Consider the following 4349-nt stretch of genomic DNA (forward strand, 5'->3'; position numbering starts at 1 on the left):
TCCCTGAAAAAGTGCCTACCATTGGAGTGATTGGGGGGAAAATTTAGGGATTTTTTCCCTGAAAATTAGGTAATTGACCACCTGAAAATGGGTAAAACCCCACACCCCACACCCCACACCCCACACCCTGCCCCCACGAAACACTTTTTCAGCAGCCCCTATCGAAAGAGTGAACTACTCTCAACTCCGTTGAGAGCTTCCTGCTTCAATGGGATGCGCTTTCTACCTCGAAAGATAGCCAGTCTTACCTTCCCGACCCCGGCATCCGTCCTAGTTCCTAAGACCCATACTTTCCCTGGCAACACGACCCGCCGAAGCTCGGTTATCGCTTCAGGAATAGTGGTCAGGATCTGTTTATCGGAGCATCGGTTTTTGAGAATTGTCTATAGGTTCGGCATTCATCCCATCGCTAAAAGCGAGGGACTTCTAGCGAGGGAATTATGCTGACACTAAGTTAAATTCTTTTTCCCAAACTAACGCCCGCTAAACCAAAGGCTAACAGAGCAAGCAAGGAAGAAGGTTCGGGGATTTTGGTTCCTGCAAACTGAATCTCTGAGAAGCCAATGCGATTGTTCATGGTGGGGTTAGTGAACCCTCCAAAGTTACTCAGATTAGTAAATCTAACATTAGTCGCAGCGACTGAGGCAAAACTGAACTGCTGTGGGGTCTGACTTCTAGCTGGGGTATTAGCGGGACCAAAAGTTCCTTGAGCAAACATACTGGGAGCGCCACTCAGGGTACTCCAAGTTGTTCCACCGTTGTTGGAGTATTGAATCGTCACATTTTTAATTCCCTGACGGGTAAGCTCGGCACTACTACCGCCAAGGTTCCAGAAAGTAAACTTAGATAGATTATAGCTACCATTGAGATTAAAAGTGATAGTACCTGAGGAAATTGTGCTGCCCGGCGGCGTGTTAGTTAAAACAATTGACCGCCAAGAATTATCACTCAGCGACTCCTCGTGAACTCCCGTAAGACTCGGAGTGTTAACCGGCAGCCCCTTGCCGTTGACGGCATTGATTAGAGCCCACTGAGTTGATATGTTCGTTGAGGCAGTGACTCCAGGAATTAGAGTAGCGGCTTGGGCGTTTTGTGCCACACCCCACATTAAGCCGAAAGTGGCAGTGGATAAAACAAGGGTTTTGATAGTGAGTTTCACGGGAAAATCTCCTTATTTAAAGGCTAGGTACAGTCAAAAGGATACAACGTATCCTCCTATATCATATTTGTTTTTTTGCCAATGTCCACTACTTTTGATGTAGATTTTTTTACTATTCTATAGTACGGGAATCGGGGGACACGGGGAAAACGCCCATCTGGTGGCGCAGTTAGGAAAGTCAGAAGCCAGAAATCGGGTGGGGAAGAAATTCTGTCTTCTGCCTTCATAGCGGGCAATCTGCCTACTGATGAGATTCTAGCCTCGTGGTTTTGCTATTGTCCCCATCCGAGAATAAATCATCGCTAAATAGATCATCAAGGGGCAGTTCTTCGTCAGAAGGTAAGGATTCTAGATTAGCCATTTCTTCATTATCCAACATACTGAAGAAATCTAGTTCTTCTTGGTCACTCGCAACAGAAGCAACATTTTGGCGGTTAGATGCAACTGTAGGGGTTTCTTCCGCAAAATAATCGAATAATTCGGGGTTATTGCTGTCAGAGGTATCAGCAAATAAGTCATCGAGAAAATTTTGGTTATCAGCGAATTTTTCGGCATCGGGGGCTAATAAATCAGAGAAACTGGTGTCACTGCTAACGGTTTCTTGAATCTGACCGTAATTACCCGATAATTCTTCTAGGCTACCGATAGTTCTCGTTTCTTCCTCTAATGTTAAACTGTTGAGAAATTCTATCTCAGCAGCGGACATCTCCCAGTCAGAGATTGCTGGTTCTGCCATGACGTAAAAATCTTCGCTCCCAGTCATTTCTGGAGAAACTAAGGTTTCTTCTGGGCTGTTTAAACCGTCAAATGTCTCCTCGAAAACTGGTGTTTCTAGGGACATTTCAGGGGCAAATTCTGGTGGCAATCCTAGGGTTTCTTCGGTGATAAAACCATCAAAAGGATTCATCTCACTGCTGAATTCTGATTCGGAAACCGGCGTTTCTAGGGGCGTTTCAGTGGCAAATTCTGGTGGCAATCCTAGGGTTTCTTCGGTGATAAAACCATCAAAAGGATTTATTTCTTCGGCACTGGGGCTATCGGGGAAATCATCCCAGGGTTCGACGATTTCAGTGGTTCGATCATCCACTACCGTTTGGCGGGCGTTTTGTAATTCTAACAGTTGGCTTTGATAACCCTGTTCTAGTTGTTGAATTTGCGACTGATAGCCCTTTTCTAATTCTAGAATCTGCTCCTGTTGACTTTGACGCAGGGCTTCCATTTCCCCTTGCTTCCCGTCTATGATCTCTTGTATTTGACTTTGATAGCTTTGGCGCAATTCCTCGATTTTAGCTTCGTATTCCTCTTGAAGTGGCTGAATTTGGGTTTTATCGGCGACTTCCACGGCTTGAGCGGGAGTTGCGCTGGCTATCTCTTGCAAACGTCCTTGGCTATCTTCTAATTCTTTTTGCAATTTAGCCACTTCTTCTCTATAGGTGGCTTCGATATTGCGAATCCGTTCTTCGGAGAGAGCGAGTTGTTTTAACTGTCCTTTGCTGTCTTTTAACTCCTCTTCGGCTTTACCTAAAGCCGCCTGAATTTTCTCATATTTCTGTAGTGCTTCCCTGATTTTTCCCTCTTGCAGGGCATATAAAGCCCCACCCCCGATCGCACCTCCACCGACAAAACCGATTAAAATATCGAAGATATTCATTATGGGATTCCTCCTCTAGGAAAATTTACTTTATAATATGCCCAATCTCAGAGGATAATTCACAAGGGGCAAATGTGGTCAGTGTTTTCCGCCGCTCTTTATGCTGATTGCTTTTGATTGTGGCAGCAATTATCAGAAAAAGAAAGCAAATATTCAGTTTTTTATCGGCAAATGTTCACCCTTAGGGCAGTTATCTCGATGGTGAGGTACAAAGTCTCTGGTTTTAGGGCGGGGTTAGTGACACCTCGTCTTTGTAAGAAACGCTTTCATCGGTGTTCGCCAAGACATTTCACTGAAGCTGCATTTCCCGATAAGCTTGATAAACGCCGCGCACGTTGTACCAATTGAGAAAAATGCGGGCAATTTCTAGGGCTAATTGCGGTTTACCTCGATCGATCAACCATTGTAACAGAGGGGAGAGGCTGCGTTCATTCAGGGTTCCCCCTAGGGAAAGTAAACCCCACAACAGTCGATGAATCCAAGTCATTTGAATCATCATCCGCACTTCCCAGGTGGGATGTTTTTGATAAAAAAGCACTCCCATTCGTCCTCGTTGAATTTCCTTATCGATGAGATTGGGAATTTGAGCGAGACTAAAGGGGGGATGCCAATGATAACCGACGGCTTCAGGACATTTAATTAATTTTAGTCCTAATTGCTTCAATCTCACCCCTAATTCCAAATCTTCCCAACCGTAGAGTTGAAACTGGGTATCAAATAATCCCGCCGCTAATAACCATTTTTTAGCGATCGCCACGTTGCCCGTGGCAAAATAGGCGGCGGAGAAATCGGTGATTTTATAGGGTTCACTGGTGGGATGCTCGAAGTTACAGGTATTAATGACACTGCCGTAGGTAAATAAGCGATCGCTGCCGAGACTTGCTGCCCCGGCGGTTAAAGCGTCGGCATGGGCTTGGAGAAAATTTTCTGTCACTACCAGATCGCTATCGATAAAAATAATCGTATCACCACGAGCTTTTTCTACCCCCAGATTCCTAGCGAGCGCCGGTCCGCCGTGATCCTGTTGCCACAGTTGCAGATGGGGTAAATTGCCTTTGTGACTTTCTAGCCAAGCGATCGTCGCATCGGTAGAGCCATCATCGACAAGGACTATTTCGTAGTTTTCCACCTTATTATCGGTTAAACGCTGATTTTCTAGGGCTAGTAAACATTTTTTTAAAATTGCTTGGCGATTGTAGGTAGGGATGACAACACTGATCAGCACGGGCATTCGGGGGTCAAGATTACCGTTTTAGCTTACCAAATAACCTCGGTTCCTTGATTAGACCTCCTGCAAAAATCAACAATCTTCATTCAGGATTGAGGAGACAGGATTGAGGAGACTATTTTTATTTATTCTCCCCATCTCCCCACACACCACACCCCACACCCTACACCCCACACCCCACACCCCACACCCTACACCCTACACCCTACACCCCACACCCCACACCCCACACCCTACACCCGACACCCAACACCCTACACCCCACACCCCACACCCGAAACACCAAACCCCAAACCCCAAACCCAAAACCC

The 4349-nt window shown here is 45.8% G+C and carries 3 protein-coding genes and 1 pseudogene; 1 reads left to right on the top strand and 3 read right to left on the bottom strand.

The features are described 5' to 3' along the window. Nucleotides 1–454: 454 nt before the first annotated feature. The 3 genes from O9290_RS02885 to O9290_RS02895 form a co-directional block, all read right to left on the bottom strand. Nucleotides 455–1159 (bottom strand): discoidin domain-containing protein, encoded by a 705-nt coding sequence (locus O9290_RS02885; RefSeq protein WP_288059521.1) that lies wholly within the window; start codon nucleotides 1157–1159, stop codon nucleotides 455–457. A 241-nt stretch (nucleotides 1160–1400) separates the two neighbouring features. After that, nucleotides 1401–2810 (bottom strand): hypothetical protein, encoded by a 1410-nt coding sequence (locus O9290_RS02890; protein WP_288059520.1) that lies wholly within the window; start codon nucleotides 2808–2810, stop codon nucleotides 1401–1403. A 289-nt stretch (nucleotides 2811–3099) separates the two neighbouring features. Further along, a complete protein-coding gene (locus O9290_RS02895; protein ID WP_288059519.1) occupies nucleotides 3100–4041 on the bottom strand; it encodes a glycosyltransferase family 2 protein in 942 nt (313 codons plus the stop codon). Nucleotides 4042–4144: 103 nt separating this feature from the next. Between O9290_RS02895 and O9290_RS02900 the strand changes: the two are divergent. After that, nucleotides 4145–4349, top strand: a pseudogene (locus tag O9290_RS02900) (hypothetical protein); the annotation flags it as partial.

This window comes from Microcystis sp. LE19-41.2A (assembly GCF_027530405.1).
Classification (GTDB): domain Bacteria; phylum Cyanobacteriota; class Cyanobacteriia; order Cyanobacteriales; family Microcystaceae; genus Microcystis; species Microcystis aeruginosa.

Coding starts and splice junctions, on each gene's coding strand:
- O9290_RS02890 (WP_288059520.1), bottom strand. CDS start 2,810: ATGAATATCTTCGATATTTTAATCGGTTTTGTCGGTGGAGGTGCGATC.
- O9290_RS02895 (WP_288059519.1), bottom strand. CDS start 4,041: ATGCCCGTGCTGATCAGTGTTGTCATCCCTACCTACAATCGCCAAGCA.